The sequence below is a fragment of the Pararcticibacter amylolyticus genome (genome assembly GCF_003130405.1).
Taxonomy (GTDB): Bacteria; Bacteroidota; Bacteroidia; order Sphingobacteriales; family Sphingobacteriaceae; genus Arcticibacter; species Arcticibacter amylolyticus.
In genome coordinates this window covers 153656-169806 of the sequence record NZ_QEAS01000011.1, presented here as the reverse complement: position 1 = coordinate 169806, position 16151 = coordinate 153656, and the positions used below count along the sequence as shown (strand labels likewise).

18 protein-coding genes are annotated in these 16151 nt (G+C 42.7%); 9 read left to right on the top strand and 9 right to left on the bottom strand.

Annotated elements, in window-relative coordinates; all coding sequences use genetic code 11:
* Positions 1-3: 3 nt before the first annotated feature.
* The 8 genes from rplP to rplC are packed head-to-tail and all read right to left on the bottom strand — an operon-like array spanning position 4 to position 4342.
* Positions 4-426: a 50S ribosomal protein L16 gene (gene rplP / locus DDR33_RS14475; protein ID WP_109416516.1), complete on the bottom strand. Its 423-nt coding sequence runs from the start codon at positions 424-426 to the stop codon at positions 4-6.
* Between the two features lie 41 nt (positions 427-467).
* Entirely contained in the window at positions 468-1328 is an 861-nt protein-coding gene (gene rpsC, locus DDR33_RS14470; RefSeq protein ID WP_109416515.1) for a 30S ribosomal protein S3, read from the bottom strand.
* Between the two features lie 10 nt (positions 1329-1338).
* Complete coding sequence (gene rplV, locus DDR33_RS14465; protein ID WP_109416514.1) at positions 1339-1698, bottom strand: 50S ribosomal protein L22; 360 nt, start codon at positions 1696-1698, stop codon at positions 1339-1341.
* Between the two features lie 3 nt (positions 1699-1701).
* Positions 1702-1968, bottom strand: coding sequence for a 30S ribosomal protein S19 (gene rpsS, locus DDR33_RS14460; protein ID WP_109416513.1), 267 nt, complete (start codon positions 1966-1968; stop codon positions 1702-1704).
* Complete coding sequence (gene rplB, locus DDR33_RS14455) at positions 1968-2792, bottom strand: 50S ribosomal protein L2 (protein ID WP_109416512.1); 825 nt, start codon at positions 2790-2792, stop codon at positions 1968-1970. The genes rpsS and rplB overlap by 1 nt, the downstream gene beginning before the upstream one ends.
* 8 nt (positions 2793-2800) lie before the next feature.
* Entirely contained in the window at positions 2801-3091 is a 291-nt protein-coding gene (gene rplW, locus DDR33_RS14450) for a 50S ribosomal protein L23 (RefSeq protein ID WP_109416511.1), read from the bottom strand.
* A gap of 2 nt (positions 3092-3093) precedes the next feature.
* Entirely contained in the window at positions 3094-3723 is a 630-nt protein-coding gene (gene rplD, locus DDR33_RS14445; RefSeq protein WP_109416510.1) for a 50S ribosomal protein L4, read from the bottom strand.
* 1 nt (position 3724) lies between these two features.
* Entirely contained in the window at positions 3725-4342 is a 618-nt protein-coding gene (gene rplC / locus DDR33_RS14440) for a 50S ribosomal protein L3 (protein ID WP_109416509.1), read from the bottom strand.
* 532 nt (positions 4343-4874) lie between these two features.
* Here rplC and DDR33_RS14430 point away from each other — a divergent pair.
* Positions 4875-6854, top strand: coding sequence for a tetratricopeptide repeat-containing sensor histidine kinase (locus tag DDR33_RS14430; protein WP_109416507.1), 1980 nt, complete (start codon positions 4875-4877; stop codon positions 6852-6854).
* Positions 6823-7524 carry a LytR/AlgR family response regulator transcription factor gene (locus DDR33_RS14425; protein ID WP_109416506.1) on the top strand — a complete coding sequence of 234 codons (702 nt, stop codon included), beginning with the start codon at positions 6823-6825 and terminating at the stop codon, positions 7522-7524. Before DDR33_RS14430 ends, DDR33_RS14425 begins: the two co-directional genes overlap by 32 nt.
* A gap of 495 nt (positions 7525-8019) precedes the next feature.
* Here the strand turns inward: DDR33_RS14425 and DDR33_RS14415 are convergent, their stop codons facing one another.
* Complete coding sequence (locus tag DDR33_RS14415; protein ID WP_109416504.1) at positions 8020-8580, bottom strand: type 1 glutamine amidotransferase domain-containing protein; 561 nt, start codon at positions 8578-8580, stop codon at positions 8020-8022.
* 195 nt (positions 8581-8775) lie between these two features.
* Between DDR33_RS14415 and purN the strand changes: the two genes are divergently transcribed.
* The 7 genes from purN (at position 8776) to mrdA (ending at position 16136) form a co-directional block, all read left to right on the top strand.
* Positions 8776-9360, top strand: coding sequence for a phosphoribosylglycinamide formyltransferase (gene purN / locus DDR33_RS14410; RefSeq protein ID WP_109416503.1), 585 nt, complete (start codon positions 8776-8778; stop codon positions 9358-9360).
* 160 nt (positions 9361-9520) lie between these two features.
* Positions 9521-9988: a hypothetical protein gene (locus DDR33_RS14405; protein WP_109416502.1), complete on the top strand. Its 468-nt coding sequence runs from the start codon at positions 9521-9523 to the stop codon at positions 9986-9988.
* Between the two features lie 140 nt (positions 9989-10128).
* A complete protein-coding gene (gene purH / locus DDR33_RS14400; RefSeq protein ID WP_109416501.1) occupies positions 10129-11655 on the top strand; it encodes a bifunctional phosphoribosylaminoimidazolecarboxamide formyltransferase/IMP cyclohydrolase in 1527 nt (508 codons plus the stop codon).
* Positions 11656-11747: 92 nt separating this feature from the next.
* Positions 11748-12770 carry a rod shape-determining protein gene (locus tag DDR33_RS14395; RefSeq protein WP_109416500.1) on the top strand — a complete coding sequence of 341 codons (1023 nt, stop codon included), beginning with the start codon at positions 11748-11750 and terminating at the stop codon, positions 12768-12770.
* An 81-nt stretch (positions 12771-12851) separates the two neighbouring features.
* Positions 12852-13694, top strand: a complete 843-nt coding sequence (gene mreC / locus DDR33_RS14390) for a rod shape-determining protein MreC (RefSeq protein WP_109416499.1) — start codon at positions 12852-12854, stop codon at positions 13692-13694.
* Complete coding sequence (locus DDR33_RS14385) at positions 13687-14202, top strand: rod shape-determining protein MreD (protein WP_109416498.1); 516 nt, start codon at positions 13687-13689, stop codon at positions 14200-14202. The genes mreC and DDR33_RS14385 overlap by 8 nt, the downstream gene beginning before the upstream one ends.
* Entirely contained in the window at positions 14202-16136 is a 1935-nt protein-coding gene (mrdA, locus tag DDR33_RS14380; protein WP_109416497.1) for a penicillin-binding protein 2, read from the top strand. Before DDR33_RS14385 ends, mrdA begins: the two co-directional genes overlap by 1 nt.
* The last annotated feature ends 15 nt before the right edge of the window (positions 16137-16151 follow it).

The window sequence follows — 16151 nt, the reverse complement described above, 5'->3', positions numbered from 1 at the left end:
CTATTATGCTTCTACGTAATCTCTACGTACTACAAATTTGGTTTGTACCGGCAATTTCTGAGCGGCTAAACGCAGTGCTTCTTTGGCGATTTCCATAGGCACACCTTCAGCTTCAAAAATCATCCTGCCAGGACGAACTACTGCTACCCAGTATTCTGGAGCTCCCTTACCTTTACCCATACGAACCTCAGCAGGCTTCTTGGTAACAGGCTTGTCAGGGAAAATACGGATCCAAACCTGACCTTCACGCTTCATATAACGCGTTACCGCGATACGTGCAGCTTCGATCTGGCGACTGGTAATCCAGGCTGGTTCCAGTGATTTTATTCCGAAAGAACCAAATGCAAGCTCAGCACCACGAGTGGCTAAGCCTTTCATTTTGCCTTTCTGCATTTTTCTGAACTTCGTTCTTTTTGGCTGTAACATCTTGTTCTGTATTTATATCGTTAACGATGTCTGCAAATCAATTATCTGTTTCCACGGTTCTGACCACCGCCACGGTTCTGACCTCCTCCGCGGTTCTGACCTCCGCCACGGTTCTGACCACCACCACGGTTCTGGCCACCACCACGTCTGTCATTTCCACCACGTCTGTCATTGCCGCCCCTTCTGTCTCCTCTGTCACCACCGCCGAAAGATGCAGCACCTTCGCCTCTTCCTCTTACACCTGCAGTCTGGCCGATATTAGGAGAAAGATCGCGCTTACCGTAAACTTCACCTTTACAGATCCATACCTTAACTCCGATCTTACCATAAGTGGTAAGCGCTTCGGCTAATGCATAGTCAATGTCAGCACGGAAAGTATGCAAAGGAATTCTTCCTTCTTTATACTGTTCGGTACGTGCCATTTCAGCGCCACCTAAACGACCTGAACACATAACCTTTATTCCTTCAGCTCCGATACGCATGGTAGACGCAATTGACGTCTTCATGGCACGACGGAATGAAATACGTGCTTCCAGCTGCTTAGCGATACCCTCAGCCACTAACTGAGCATCCAGCTCCGGACGTTTGATCTCAAAAATATTGATCTGAACATCTTTCTTAGTAAGCTTCTTAAGCTCTTCCTTGATCTTATCAACTTCCTGACCGCCTTTACCGATTACAATACCCGGACGTGCAGTGTGGATAGTGACAGTGATGCGCTTCAATGTACGTTCAATCACCAATTTGGCAACACCGCCTTTAGCGATACGAACGGAAAGATACTTGCGAATCTTCTCATCTTCAACTAATTTATCGGAGTAGTTGTTGCCACCGAACCAGTTAGAATCCCAACCTTTGATGATTCCTAATCTGTTACCTATTGGATGTGCTTTTTGTCCCATTTCTCCTTAATTAGTTTTGTGTTTCAAGATTCTTGCTGTCAACTACCAGGGTAACGTGATTGGAACGCTTGCGAATCCTGTAACCACGGCCCTGAGGGGCAGGCCTAAGCCTTTTTAACTGACGGCCACCATCTACAAACACTGTTTTTACAAACAATTCATTGTCTTCAGGACGCTGACCTTCATTCTTTGCTTCCCAGTTCTTGATGGCAGATAATAAAAGTTTCTCAACTCTCTGGGCAACTTCTTTATTTGAATATTTTAAAATATAGAGAGCCTTCTCAACACGCTCACCACGAATCAGGTCAACAACCAGTCTCATCTTACGAGGTGAGGTAGGGCAATTATTTAATTTTGCTACTGCTTCCATTGCTTATTTTTTCTTTTCAGCGTGACCTCTAAATGTTCTGGTTGGAGCAAATTCTCCCAACTTGTGACCAACCATATTTTCAGTTACATAAACAGGGATGAACTTATTCCCGTTGTGTACTGCAAAAGTATGACCAACGAAATCAGGGGAAATCATAGACCGGCGTGACCAGGTTTTGATAACCGACTTCTTGTTCGCTTCGTTCATAGAAAGCACTTTGCCTTCCAGATTATGATCAATATAAGGGCCTTTTTTAATTGAACGAGCCATTATTTCTTCCTCCCTTCAATAATATAACGATTTGAGGTTTTCTTCTTGTTACGGGTTTTATAACCCTTAGCTAGTACACCGGTTCTCGAACGTGGGTGACCTCCTGAAGCCCTTCCTTCACCACCACCCATAGGGTGATCAACAGGGTTCATTGCAACACCACGAACACGTGGGCGGTAACCTAACCAACGCTTGCGTCCTGCTTTACCTAACACTTCATTTGATTTCTCAGAATTAGATACCGTTCCGATCGTAGCCATACAAGTAGCCAGGATCATACGGGTTTCACCTGAAGGCATCTTGATGATAGCATATTTCCCGTCACGGGCTGAAAGCTGAGCATAAGTACCTGCACTGCGTGCAATCGATGCACCCTGGCCAGGATTCAGTTCAATGTTGTGGATAATTGAACCAAGAGGAATATTCTTCAAAGGAAGAGCATTTCCTACTTCCGGAGCTACAGTTTCACCTGATACTACCGTTTGTCCAACCTGTAAACCTTCAGGAGCGATGATATAACGCTTCTCACCATCTGCATAATGCAACAGGGCGATACGCGCAGTACGGTTTGGATCGTACTCAATAGTGGCAACAGTTGCGGGGATATTGGTTTTATCGCGTTTAAAATCTATCAATCGGTATGCTTTTTTATGTCCCCCACCGATGTAACGCATAGTCATTTTACCGGTATTATTTCTACCACCTGACTTCTTGATGGAAACTACCAACGATTTTTCAGGAACGTTTGTAGTAACATCCGAGTAATCGCCTCCGACGCGGAAACGTGTACCAGGGGTAACCGGTTTAAATCTTCTAACTGCCATTGTTCTAATTAAATATTGCTGTAAAAGTCAATAGTTTCACCTTCTTTCAGCGTTACGATAGCTTTCTTGTATTTAGGCGAGCGGCCTGAAACAAACCCAGCTTTTGTGTAACGGCTCTTTGCTTTACCAGATACCACCATGGTGTTTACTGCTTCGATATTTACACCATACATTTGTTCAATAGCAGTTTTAATCTGCAATTTATTGGCTCTGTGATCTACTTTAAATGCATACCTGCCTAACTTCTCAGTTAAGATGGATGCTTTTTCTGTTAAAATGGGTTTCTTTAAGATTTCCATAATTACCTGGCGAATGCCTCCTCCAACGTTTTAACAGAACCAGCAGTTAACAAAAGTTTAGTAGCATTCAACACATCATAAGTATTGAGCTGATCTGCTGTAATTACTTTTGCCTTCTTAAGATTTCTGCTTGATAAATACACATTATTATTAGCAGCAGGTAATACCAGTAATGTTTTTTCTGCAGCTATGTTCAGATCTGTTACCAGCTTCACATAGTTCTTGGTTTTGATTGTTTCGAATGAAAAATCTTCCAGAACAACAATGTTATTATCTTTTGCTTTGTAAGATAAAGCAGACTTACGTGCAAGTTGCTTTAATTTTTTGTTTAGCTTAAAGCTGTAATCGCGTGGCTGAGGACCAAAAACACGACCACCTCCGTTGAACAAAGGAGACTTGATGTTCCCTGCACGGGCACCACCTGTACCTTTTTGTTTGTATAATTTACGGGTTGATCCGGCAATCTCATTACGTTGCTTAGACTTATGAGTACCCTGACGCTGATTTGCAAGATACTGCTTAACATCAAGATAAATTGCGTGATCATTTGGCTCTACACCAAAAATTGATTCAGGAAGCTGCACCTTGGCACCTGTTTCTTTACCTGAAATGTTTACTACGCTAACTTCCATCTTATTTATCAACGATTACGTAAGAACCCTTAGCTCCCGGAACGGAACCGCTAACTACTATTAAATTCTGTTCAGAATACACTTTCAAAACCTGAAGATTCTGAACTTTCACACGTGCACCACCAGTACGACCCGCCATGCGCATACCCTTAAATACGCGTGAAGGCCATGAAGAAGCACCAAGTGAACCCGGAGCCCTTAACCTGTTGTGCTGTCCGTGAGTCTGCATTCCCACTCCACTGAACCCATGGCGCTTCACAACACCCTGGAATCCTTTACCTTTTGAAGTTCCGACAACATCTACGAAGTCGCCTTCTGCAAAAAGGTCAACAGTTATTGTGTCGCCCAAATTTTTCTCATCTTCAAACGTCTTAAACTCTACAAGCTTCCGCTTAGGAGTTGTGTTTGCTTTTGCGAAATGGCCCTTTAACTGTTGGGTAGTGTTCTTCTCTTTCTTCTCATCGAAAGCTAACTGAACTGCTTCGTAACCGTCTTTCTCGACAGTACGCACCTGCGTTACAACACAGGGGCCAGCCTCGATAACCGTACAAGGAATATTGCGTCCTTCGGCATCGAAAATGCTGGTCATTCCTACTTTTTTTCCAATAATACCTGACATTTTCTTTTAATTCTTTTTCGCCCATCGAAGCAGTAGGGCTTCGCTCAAGGCATAATAATCCCCTCGAAAGGGAGGGCAAAGATAGAAATGTTTGATTAATTATCAAATAGTTAGAGTGTTATTTTTTAAAGAAATTATCTCACTACCAGCCGATAGCGTTTCCGGAAGCACAGATATCGTTAACATGATGAACATCAGCCACAGAAATATCATCGGGTTCCTGCTGCTTTGAGGCCTTCATTACCCGCAAGGAACACTCTGGAACCCGGCACATACTCCTTTCCGGCGAACTTCCCTCCTTTTTTCTTCCTAAAACCTTCGCAGACTCCGGAAAACTTTCACCTATTGTCGCCATTCTTTCTTCTCCAATTCACCACCCTACCCCATGTTCAGAAGGGGATACATAGAAAACAGAAACTAGAACGAATTTGTAAACAAAGCAGAATATTGACAAAAAGCCAAACAAAACACAGATTCGTTTAAAACTCACATAACAACCAGAGTATTTTTTTTGTATTTTAGCAAAAGCAATATGCTTCGGGGTTTTATCAGGTTATTAACGCTCACTATCCTTTCCTTTTTTTGTACTAGTCTTCTTTCGGTTAAGGGAACTGCAGATTCTAAAGAGAACTATACATCAAAGGTACCGGATACAACTATTATTAATGTTCTCTTCAGGGAGGGTGACAGTCTTTTTAATATTAATATTGAGAAAGCCGCCGCCGCCTACAGGGAAGCACTCGCACTCTCCAGGAAGAATGGGTATCAGCGGGGCATCGCCGATGGATATTATCGCTTGGGAACTGCATACGAAAAGAACCTGGATATAAAAGAAGCGATAAGGTCCCTCAACATCGCCCGCAAATACTATGAAAAGCTGGGAATAAATGAAAATCTCCCCGACTGCCACGGACGTATCGGCCTCCTGTACGTTAAACTGGGACAACCTCAGAAAGGCCTCGAAGAACTTATAAGAGGCCTTTCACTAGCGGAGAAGTCGAATAATACGCCATCCAGGATAAGACTCTATATCCTTCTCGCAATGCATCACAATGATTACACAGGAGACTACGACAAGGCGTTGGAATGCCTGAAAAGAGCTGAACAACTTAATAACAGCAAAACGCTTCAGGGAAAGGCTTTACTCGGGCATATTTACCTTCAATACGGCATCAGTTACCGCAATAAAAAGAATTTCAAAAAGTCTCTCTGCTATAACTCAGGATCTATAAAGATAAGGCGTAGCTTAAATGATTCAAACAATCTGGCACGAAGCTATCTCGACAGGGTATCTACTTATTACGAGATGAAAGATGCTGAAGGGATTCTGAGATCCGTCAGGCTGTCATCGGCCTCCTTGCAGAATAAGATGGACAAACAGGCTGCCGCCAACATTGAAAGCTCTTATGCCCAGGCCTACTATCTTCAGAAAAAATACAACCAGGCACTTTACAAAGCAGAAAGCGCAGCAAACATCATGCTTGAAAGCAAGCAGCATCAATCCCTTCAGGATTTAAGACCACTTCTCTTCAAACTACTGTATATAAATAAACAAACAGAAGAAGCTGACAGCGTTTATAATGCGTATACGAAAGAGAAGGACAGACTGTATTCCAGAATAGCAGTTCTTTCAGACACTGAAATGAGGAACAAATATGAGGCTGACAAAAAGGATCGGCAAATTCATTTGCAGGAACTGGAGTTAAGCCATCACAAATTTCAAACTTACAGCCTGGAAGCCCTTCTCATACTTTTGTTGGTCACTTCATCCGTATTCTATCTCCGTTTTCTCGACCGAAAGAAAAACAACAGGCTTCTTGCACAAAAGAATATGGAAATCGAGAAGCAAATAGAGATGCTTCACCTGGCAAATGAGCAGAAGGAAATGCTGATACGGGAAGTGCACCACCGTGTAAAGAATAACCTCCAGATTATATCAAGCTTATTTAATTTACAGGCCCGGCATCTTGCCCACCCGGATATAGCGAAGGTACTGAATGAGTGTAAAAGCCGGCTTAAATCGATTGCCCTGATACATGATCAGCTTTATTCAGAAGACCGTCTCAGTAAAATTGATCTGCAACCTTACACCGAACAATTACTGCGGTATCTGCTCGATATATATCATACAAAAGGATGCGATATCTCGGCTGATATTTCAACCGGCAATGTAGTGCTCAACGCAGATACAGCAGTGCCGCTCGGCCTCATTTTAACAGAACTTATCACCAATTCACTAAAGCATGCTTTTTCTGACAGCCTGGAAAGCAGGATCACGATAAGGATATCTAAGATAGATCAGAATGAATACAGTCTTTCCTACAGAGACAGTGGGCCTGGCCTGAAGGGTGGACAGATAGGCAATATGAATGAATCTCTGGGTTTTCGTCTGATCATCAGTCTGAGCAGGCAATTATCCGGATACTTTAGCTACGAGCATGATCCAGATCAAACATTTCACATAAATTTTAAAGAAACAAATGACTCCTCCGTTAAGCATCCATATAGTTGAAGATGAAATGATCATCGCATCTGATTTACAGGATATGTTGCACGAGCTGGGCTATCAGGTAAACGGCATCTCTATTAATTACAGAGAGGCTATTGCCAGTTTAAGGGAGAGTAAGCCGGATCTCGTACTACTCGATATAACGCTGACGGGCACGGAATCAGGAATCGATCTTGCCCATACCCTAAATCTCTCTTTTAAACTTCCTTTTATTTTTTTGACATCCCATAATGACAAACAAACAATCGATATGGCCAAGCAGACAAAGCCGTATGGATATCTGATTAAGCCCTTCGAAAAAGAGGATGTCTTCGCTGCTATTGAAATGGTGATCCCCAGGCTGAGCCCCCAGGTATCAGGCATTTCAGATCAAAGCCTCTTTCTACCCCATGGAAAAGGAAGAGTTAAGATCAGGATGAGTGATATTCTTTTTGCAGAAGCAAGCGGCAATTATATCACGATCAATACAAAGACAAAGCAGTTTGTACTCAGGAAGACATTAAAAGAAGCAGAAGCAGAATTTCTCACTAAACAGAATTTTATCAGGATTCATAAATCCTTTGTAGTAAACAAGTCAGATGTCACGAAAATAACAGCCTCTGAAGTTACATTGTCCGACAACCGGAAAATACCAGTGGGGCGCTCATATTTAGATGATTTAAAGAAAATATAAAGAAAACATACCAGCGTATCCGTTCAGATACATTAACACGCCGTTCATCCCATAATTCTTCCAAAAAACGCATTTCTGTACTAATTTTAAGCTCATAAAGAAACATCTACCTCGCTCAACATGCCTGGGAACGGTTAGTCTGTAAGATTGCAGGCGAAGGTGAATATTGAGATTAGCAAAAGATAAGGTTTTACGGAAATGGTATTAACAGGGGACAATATGAATCATGTTTCTGACAGTTCAGTCTGGCAGGCAAAAAAAAAGGATGCGCGGATCTGTCCAAAGTGTAAAAAAGGCCATCTGGACGAAAGAGTTCCACGCGGCACACTGGTTAAAACCTTGCTGTTCTGGCTCCCGGTAAGGCGCTACAGGTGCTATAACTGCTATAAAAAAACCTACATCTTAGGAGAGTAACACAGATTTACAATCTCCTCATATATTCATTCATTCAACGCTCTGCAGCTTCTGCTCCAGAGCGTCTTTGTATCAAACAAATTAAGCATGTTGCCGGTCGTGAACGCCTTCAGCGAATTCTTCGCACATTTTGCGGTTAAATGCCGGAAGATCATCGGGAGTCCTGCTCGTTACCAATCCCTGGTCCACCACCACTTCTTTATCCATCCAATTGGCGCCTGCATATATCAGATCTGCTTTAATAGAAGGATAAGAAGTCATGTCCCGTCCCTGAACAACAGCTGCCGTAATCAATGATTGTGGTCCGTGACAAATAGCCGCTACAGGTTTACCTGCTTCAAAAAAGGCTTTGATGAAACTTATTGCCTGATCATTCATTCGCAGCTGATCAGGATTAAATACTCCTCCCGGCAAAACCAGACCGTCATAATCATCTGCGTTCACCTCAGAAATGTGTTTGTCAACAGGAATTTCAATTGACCATTCATGATTCTTCATCGCCCTTACCTTTTCCTTTTGCGGCGAAATAACATGCACATTAGCTCCTGCTTCCAGTAATGCCTCTTTAGGGCTTGTCAACTCAACTTCTTCAAAACCATTCTCTGTAAGAATAGCAATGTTGCGATTATCCAATTTTGCCATAACGTTTTTTATTATAGATGTATAAAAACAACCGCCTCAGTAATCATTTGTTTGGACGAATCTGCATCCGCTAAAATCCTCAGACCGTCAAGCCTGCTTCATTAAATCATTGCTTTTGAAGATTCAGTAAACGGATGCACCGTAAGAATGCTATTTTGTTAGCCATTTTTTTATCTTTGATTGTTACACATTGCTATGCTAAAAAAACGTATTGCCATTTTCGCATCAGGATCAGGTTCCAACGCACAAAAAATAATGGAGCACTTCAAGAAACACCCCGATGCCGAAGTTGCTATTATTCTTTCAAATAATCCGAATGCTTACGTTATCCAAAGAGCTGATAACTTTGAAGTCCCCTCTCATGTCTTTGATCGTTTCGACTTTTACCAGACGGATAATATCGTAACTCTTTTAAAGAAGATGGAGATAGATATTATTGTACTTGCGGGCTTCCTGTGGCTGATCCCGGACAATTTATTGAAGGCCTTTCCCAATAAGATCATTAATATTCACCCGGCTCTCCTGCCTAAATATGGAGGTAAGGGGATGTATGGAGATCGTGTGCACAATGCTATTCTTGCTAACGGCGAAGCCGAATCAGGAATCACAATCCATTTCGTCAACGAGCATTTCGATGAGGGCGAGATCATTTACCAGGCTCGCTTTAAAATAGAGAAAGATGACGATGTGGAAATGATCAAATTTAAGGGGCGGCAGCTGGAACATTTGCATTATCCCAAAGTGGTTGAAACTCTGCTCAAAAAAATGAAGTCCTTTTAATGCTACTTTCCGCTGACAAAAGAGCTCCTATCGTTCCTTACCTTTAGTACTGAAATAATTTTTCTGATTGTAATTTTCTTTTGTATTCCTTCGTCATGTTATATACGGGCGGGATGGACGGGGTTTGGTTGGATTACAGAAACTCACAAATATTATCTGTATGAAAAATATCACGGTCTTTATAAAAAAACTCTCTCTGTATATTTTAATACCAGGCCTCTTATTTTCTGGCTGCGGCAATAAAAAGAAGATCAGGCTGCGGCTGCCAGACTCTTCAGCGTTGCGTCTTTCCGGACGATGGGTATTAACAGACACGTCTGCTGCAAAAATGAACGGCAGTAATTCTGGCATCAGGAGACCGGATAAAATAACCCGTCTCGATTTAAATGCTAACCATTCCGCGAACATATACAGGAACGATTCTTTAGATGTTCACAAAACAAACTGGCAAATAATGTCTGCTCGTGGAAAAGAAGAAGGCTCCGCCACTTCATCAAGTCTCCCGGTCATCCTTATCACAGGAGAGGGCAGCAGAGATACCTTATCGTTAAGCATTATTGCGGATCAGCAAGCGGGCGATACCATTTTGACTATTCCCAATCACTTTTCTTACCGGAAGGATAAATAGCAATACCTGGTAAACGATCCAATTCTCTTTATTTACAACTCACCTGTTTCTAACCGGCAACTTTTCTTTTTCAAACATTCAAAATAAGCCTGATTTTTAAGCGTTAAATATCCTATCTTTGCGGCTTAAAATCTCACTCAATGAACCATCCTGTTAAGATTAAAAATGCTTTAATTTCAGTGTATTACAAAGACGGCCTGGAGCCGTTAATCAAACAACTAAACGACCTGGGTGTCACTTTTTATTCTACAGGAGGTACAGAAAAATTTATCCGGGAACTAGGATGTGATGTAATACCCGTCGAAGACCTGACAAGCTATCCTTCCATTTTAGGCGGACGCGTAAAGACCCTGCACCCTAAGGTTTTTGGAGGGATTCTCTCCCGAAGAGGCCTCAACGAGGACAAAGAGCAAATTACTCAATACGAAATTCCTGAGATTGATCTTGTTATAGTGGACCTTTATCCGTTCGAAGAAACAGTAAAAGCGGCTCTTCCTGAAGAAGAAATTATTGAAAAGATTGACATCGGCGGAATATCCTTGATCCGCGCAGCAGCCAAGAATTTCAATGACGTTGTGATCATCGCATCTAAGAACGACTACAGCAAACTTTATGACATTCTGCAGGAGAATGAAGGTCAGACATTGTTATCTCACCGTCGTGAATTTGCAAAAAAAGCTTTCAATACTTCTTCACATTACGACACCGCTATATTCAACTATTTCAACCAAACTGAGCCTCTCCAGGTTTTCAAACAAAGCGAACAACAAGCCAAAACGCTTCGTTATGGAGAAAACCCTCATCAGAAAGGTTATTTTTATGGCGATCTGGAAGCAATGTTCACTCAACTGAACGGAAAAGAGCTTTCTTATAACAATCTGGTTGATATTGATGCCGCTGTAGCGCTAATTGATGAGTTCACCGAACCGACTTTTGCGATCTTAAAGCATACCAATGCTTGTGGTGTAGCAACAAGGGAAAGCCTTCTCCCCGCTTGGAAAGATGCTCTGGCATGCGATCCTGTTTCAGCATTTGGAGGTGTCATCATCTGCAATGGAGAAGTGAATGGCGAAACCGCTTCAGAGATCAACAAACTATTTTTCGAAGTTCTCATCGCTCCTTCATTTAGCGAAGAGGCTCTGAAAGTACTTACTGAAAAGAAAAACAGGATCCTTCTTCAAAGAAAAGAAGTAAAGCTTCCGGGCAAACTCTTCAAGACTCTCCTTAACGGAGTTATTGAACAGGATAAAGACAGTACAATTGAGGATCCTGACCAGATGAACCCGGTAACTGACCGGAAGCCTTCATCAGAAGAACTCAAGGATCTGTTCTTTGCTAATAAGCTTGTGAAGCATACTAAATCCAACACAATCGTTCTTGCGAAAAACGGGCAGCTCATTGCAAGCGGAGTGGGCCAGACCTCACGTGTCGACGCCCTTAAGCAGGCACTTGAGAAAGCCGCATCCTTTGGTTTCGATGTGAAAGGCTCCGTAATGGCCTCCGACGCCTTCTTCCCTTTCCCCGACTGTGTAGAAATTGCATCAGATGCAGGAATTACAGCAGTCCTGCAACCTGGCGGTTCGATAAAAGATCAGCTGTCAGTGGACATGGCAAATCAGAAAGGCATATCTATGGTAATGACGGGCGTCAGACATTTTAAGCATTAGAATTAATACTTGGAGCAAATGTCCCTGGGCGATCTCTTATTTAAAAAAAAGAATATAACTTTGCATACTTTTAATTTTTAACTATTTCCCTGATGGGTTTATTTAACTGGTTTACACAAGAGATTGCAATAGATTTGGGTACTGCAAATACCCTCATTATACATAATGATAAAGTCGTGGTGGACGAACCTTCTATAGTTGCCTTTGACCGTACAACGAACAAGGTGATTGCCATTGGAAGGCAGGCGATGCAGATGGAAGGAAAGACGCACGAAAATATCCGGACAGTACGTCCCTTGAAAGACGGTGTTATTGCCGACTTTAATGCCGCCGAACACATGATCCGGGGAATGATCAAAATGATCAACAACGGAAAAGGATGGTTCTTCCCCTCCTTGAGAATGGTAATTTGTATTCCTTCAGGAATTACAGAAGTAGAAAAACGTGCGGTTAGAGACTCTGCTGAAATAGCAGGGGCAAAAGAAGTTTATCTAATCCATGAACCGATGGCCGCCGCAGTGGGTATCGGAATTGACGTGGAAGAGCCGATGGGTAATATGATTATCGACATCGGCGGAGGTACTACCGAAATTGCCGTAATTGCCCTCTCCGGCATTGTTTGCGATCAGTCAATCCGTGTGGCAGGAGACAACTTCGACAGTGATATCGTTCAGTACATCCGCCGTCAGCATAACATCATGATAGGTGAACGTACCGCTGAGAAAATAAAGATTGAAGTTGGAGCCGCTCTTCCCGAGTTAAGTGATCCTCCAGCCGATTTCGCAGTACAGGGCCGTGACCTGATGACCGGGATCCCAAAACAGATCACCGTTTCATATACAGAAATTGCACATTGTCTTGATAAATCAATTTCAAAGATTGAGGAAGCTATCCTGAAAGCTCTTGAAATTACCCCTCCTGAACTTTCAGCTGATATTTACCAAACCGGTATCTATCTTACCGGTGGAGGTGCCTTGCTGAGAGGCCTTGACAAGCGCGTTGCTGCAAAAACCAAGCTGCCGGTGCACGTAGCAGAAGATCCCTTGAGAGCAGTAGTGCGCGGTACTGGTATCGCCCTGAAAAATATCGGAGGATTTAAGTTCCTGATGCAATAAAACTATTTGCAGGTTGTAAGCTGCGGGTAAGCCGAGACTTAACCGTACTTACAACCTATAACTTACAACTTGTAACTCAACATGCGTAATCTCTGGCTTTTTATCAGTAAGTATAACGCATTCTTCTTTTTCATCATTTTCTTCATTGTTTCCATTATCCTGATAGTAAGGAACAATTCCTTTCAGCGTGCCGGAGTACTGAATTCATCAAATAAAATGATCGGGCAGGCTTATGAGCGTCTTAATCAGTTCCAAAGCTATCTGAGCCTGGCGCAGGTAAACGACAGCCTGGCTGCAGAAAATGCACGTCTCAGAAGTGAGCTGAAGACTGCCTTCTTTGACGACAGCGTTGTTCAGAAAACGGTAAAGGATACAGCGGCCCGGCAGCAATATGCCTATATCGTTGCCCGCGTGGTGAACAATTCAGTGCACCAGAAAAACAACTACCTTACCATCAACAGGGGAAAAAAACACGGAATCAATAAAGGTATGGGCGTGATCTGCACTTCCGGGATTGTGGGAATAGTCAAAGACGTATCCGACGACTTTGCCACTGTTACTTCGTTGCTGAACAGTGATACCCGCATAAGCGCAAGTATTGCAGAAAGCCAGGCATTTGGTTCACTCGTATGGGGAGAAGGAAACTATAATCCGCAAATGGCGCTTTTACAGGATATCCCCAACCACATTATTGTTAAAAAAGGACAGCACGTTGTCACATCAGGTTATTCAACCCTTTTTCCTTCAGGGCTACCGATCGGACGGGTGTCAGGAACAAGAAATCAGAGCGGCGAAAGCTTTCCTGATATAATTGTCAGGCTTAATACTGATTTTGCCACCCTCCAATATGTTTATGTGATCAGGAATGTATTTGCCATGGAAAAAGAAAACTTGGAGGCAATAAGTAAAAACAACGATGAGTAGGGTAATTATCATAAATGCTATCCGTTTTATTGTATTGATATTCATTCAGGCATTTCTCCTGAAAAATATCGGATACTATAATCTTTCTACTCCCTTTATTTATATCCTGTTCATTCTCCTTTTACCTTTTGAAACTCCTAACTGGCTTCTTTTTCCGCTCGCTTTCCTTACCGGGTTAACAGTCGATGCATTTTATAATACACCCGGCCTGAACGCTGCTGCATGTTCAGTCCTGGCATTTGTTAGAACGATATTCATTAACATTACAGTACAAAGACAGGGTTTTGAAAACGAACCGGAGCCCAAACTGGGAATAATGGGGTTCAGATGGTTCTTTTTCTATACAATAATACTAACCTTGTTCCACCATCTTACCCTCATCTTTTTGGAAGCTTTTAGTTTTTCAAGTATCAAATACACACTAATTCGCTTCCTTTTTTGTTCTCTGTTTACTATATTTTTAATTTTAATATCAGAATTTATTTTCTTCCGTAAGAAAGAGCGTTAATGAATAGTTTTTTTCAGCGCAGATATGTTGTTCAGGGAATATTCATCACAATAGCCATAATTCTGCTGGCCCGTCTGTTTTATATACAAATAATCGATAAAAGTTATTTCATTTCAGCCAATTACAATGTGCTGAGGAAAGTGACCATCTATCCGGCAAGAGGAGTAATCCTCGACCGCAAAGGTAAGATCCTGGTTCAAAATGAACCGGTGTACGACCTGATGGTAATCCCCAGGGAAGTGACTCCGTTTGACACCCTCGAATTATGCCGGCTTATCAGCCTGACAAAAGAGGATTTTAAAAAGAAATTTAATAAAGCTAACAGCTTTTCGCCTTACCGGGGCTCTACACTGGAGAAACAGCTTTCTGCTGTTACGTTCGCTAAACTACAGGAGAAACTTTTTGAATTTCCTGGCTTCTATATCCAGAAACGGTCAGTCAGACGTTACCCGGATAGTATCGCTGCGCAGTTCCTCGGCTATATTAATGAGGTAAATGAAACTGATATCGAAAAATCACATGGCTTTTATCGCCCGGGTGATTATATAGGAAGAACAGGAGTAGAAAAGGCTTACGAGGAAGTATTGAGAGGACAAAGAGGCGTTCAGCTGCTCATGGTCGATGCATTCAACCGGCCCAAAGGACACTATTCCGAGGGAAGATATGACACCCTCGCCGCCGCCGGGGAAAAACTAATATCATCTCTCGACAAAGACCTTCAGAAGTTCGGCGAACAATTAATGAAGAATAAAATTGGAAGCATTGTCGCCATTGAACCTTCTTCAGGAGAGATTCTTTCCTTTATCAGTAGCCCGGGCTACGACCCCAACCTGATGGTGGGAAGGTACAAAGGCAACAACTATATGCGGCTTCTTAACAGCCCCAATAAACCCTTATTCATAAGGCCCATCCAGGCGGAATATCCTCCCGGATCTATCTTCAAGGTTATAAATGCCCTGGTCGGACAACAGTTCGGACTGATTAATTCCGGCACACAGTTCTTTTGCGGAGGCGGATACAGGTATGGAAGAAGGGGATTGATGAGATGTACACACGTTCACGGAACATTGGATCTGTCGCAATCAATACAACATTCGTGTAACACTTATTACGGCTATGTGTACAACAGAATGATCGACCATGCAGGAATGCGCCCGGTAAAAGCTTACCAAAAATGGAGAGAAGCCGTGAACCGCTTTGGCGTAGGAAGCAAACTGAATATTGACATGCCTAATGAAAGAAGAGGGAATTTACCTACTGCAGAGTTCTATACCCGGCATTTTAAAAGCGATAAGTGGACGTCAAGCTATAATATATCTCTTTCCATCGGCCAGGCGGAACTGGGAATCACTCCGCTTCAGATGGCAAATGTAGTAGCTACTGTAGCAAACAGGGGATTCTTTTACAAGCCCCACCTGATAAAAGCCATAGGTGAGAAAAATGTCATTAAGGAAGAATTTACAAAGAAAAATAGTGTAGGCATTGATTCCCGTTATTTTGTTCCGGTCATTGAAGGGATGAGCAGAGTCGTAAACCAACCCGGTGGGACAGCCTCCTATTCCAGGATACCGGATATTGAAATCTGCGGAAAAACGGGGACTGTTCAAAACCCACATGGAGAAGACCACTCTGTATTCTTCGCTTTTGCCCCAAGAAACAATCCCAAAATAGCAATCGCGGTTGTAATTGAAAATGCCGGATTCGGGGCTACCTGGTCAGCCCCCATTGCCAGCCTGATGATTGAAAAATACCTGAGAGACAGCATAGCAAGACCAAAAGCATACGTTGAACGGATTCTTAACGCAAACCTGTTGCCGGGTGCGCGGCCCAGAGTCCGCCCGGTACAACGGCCAGCGGGCGACAGCACAGCGCAAAAGCAGGATCTGAAGCCTATTGAAACAATAACCCCCAAAGCCGTACTTAAAGATGAATAATCAGAGAAGCCTTTT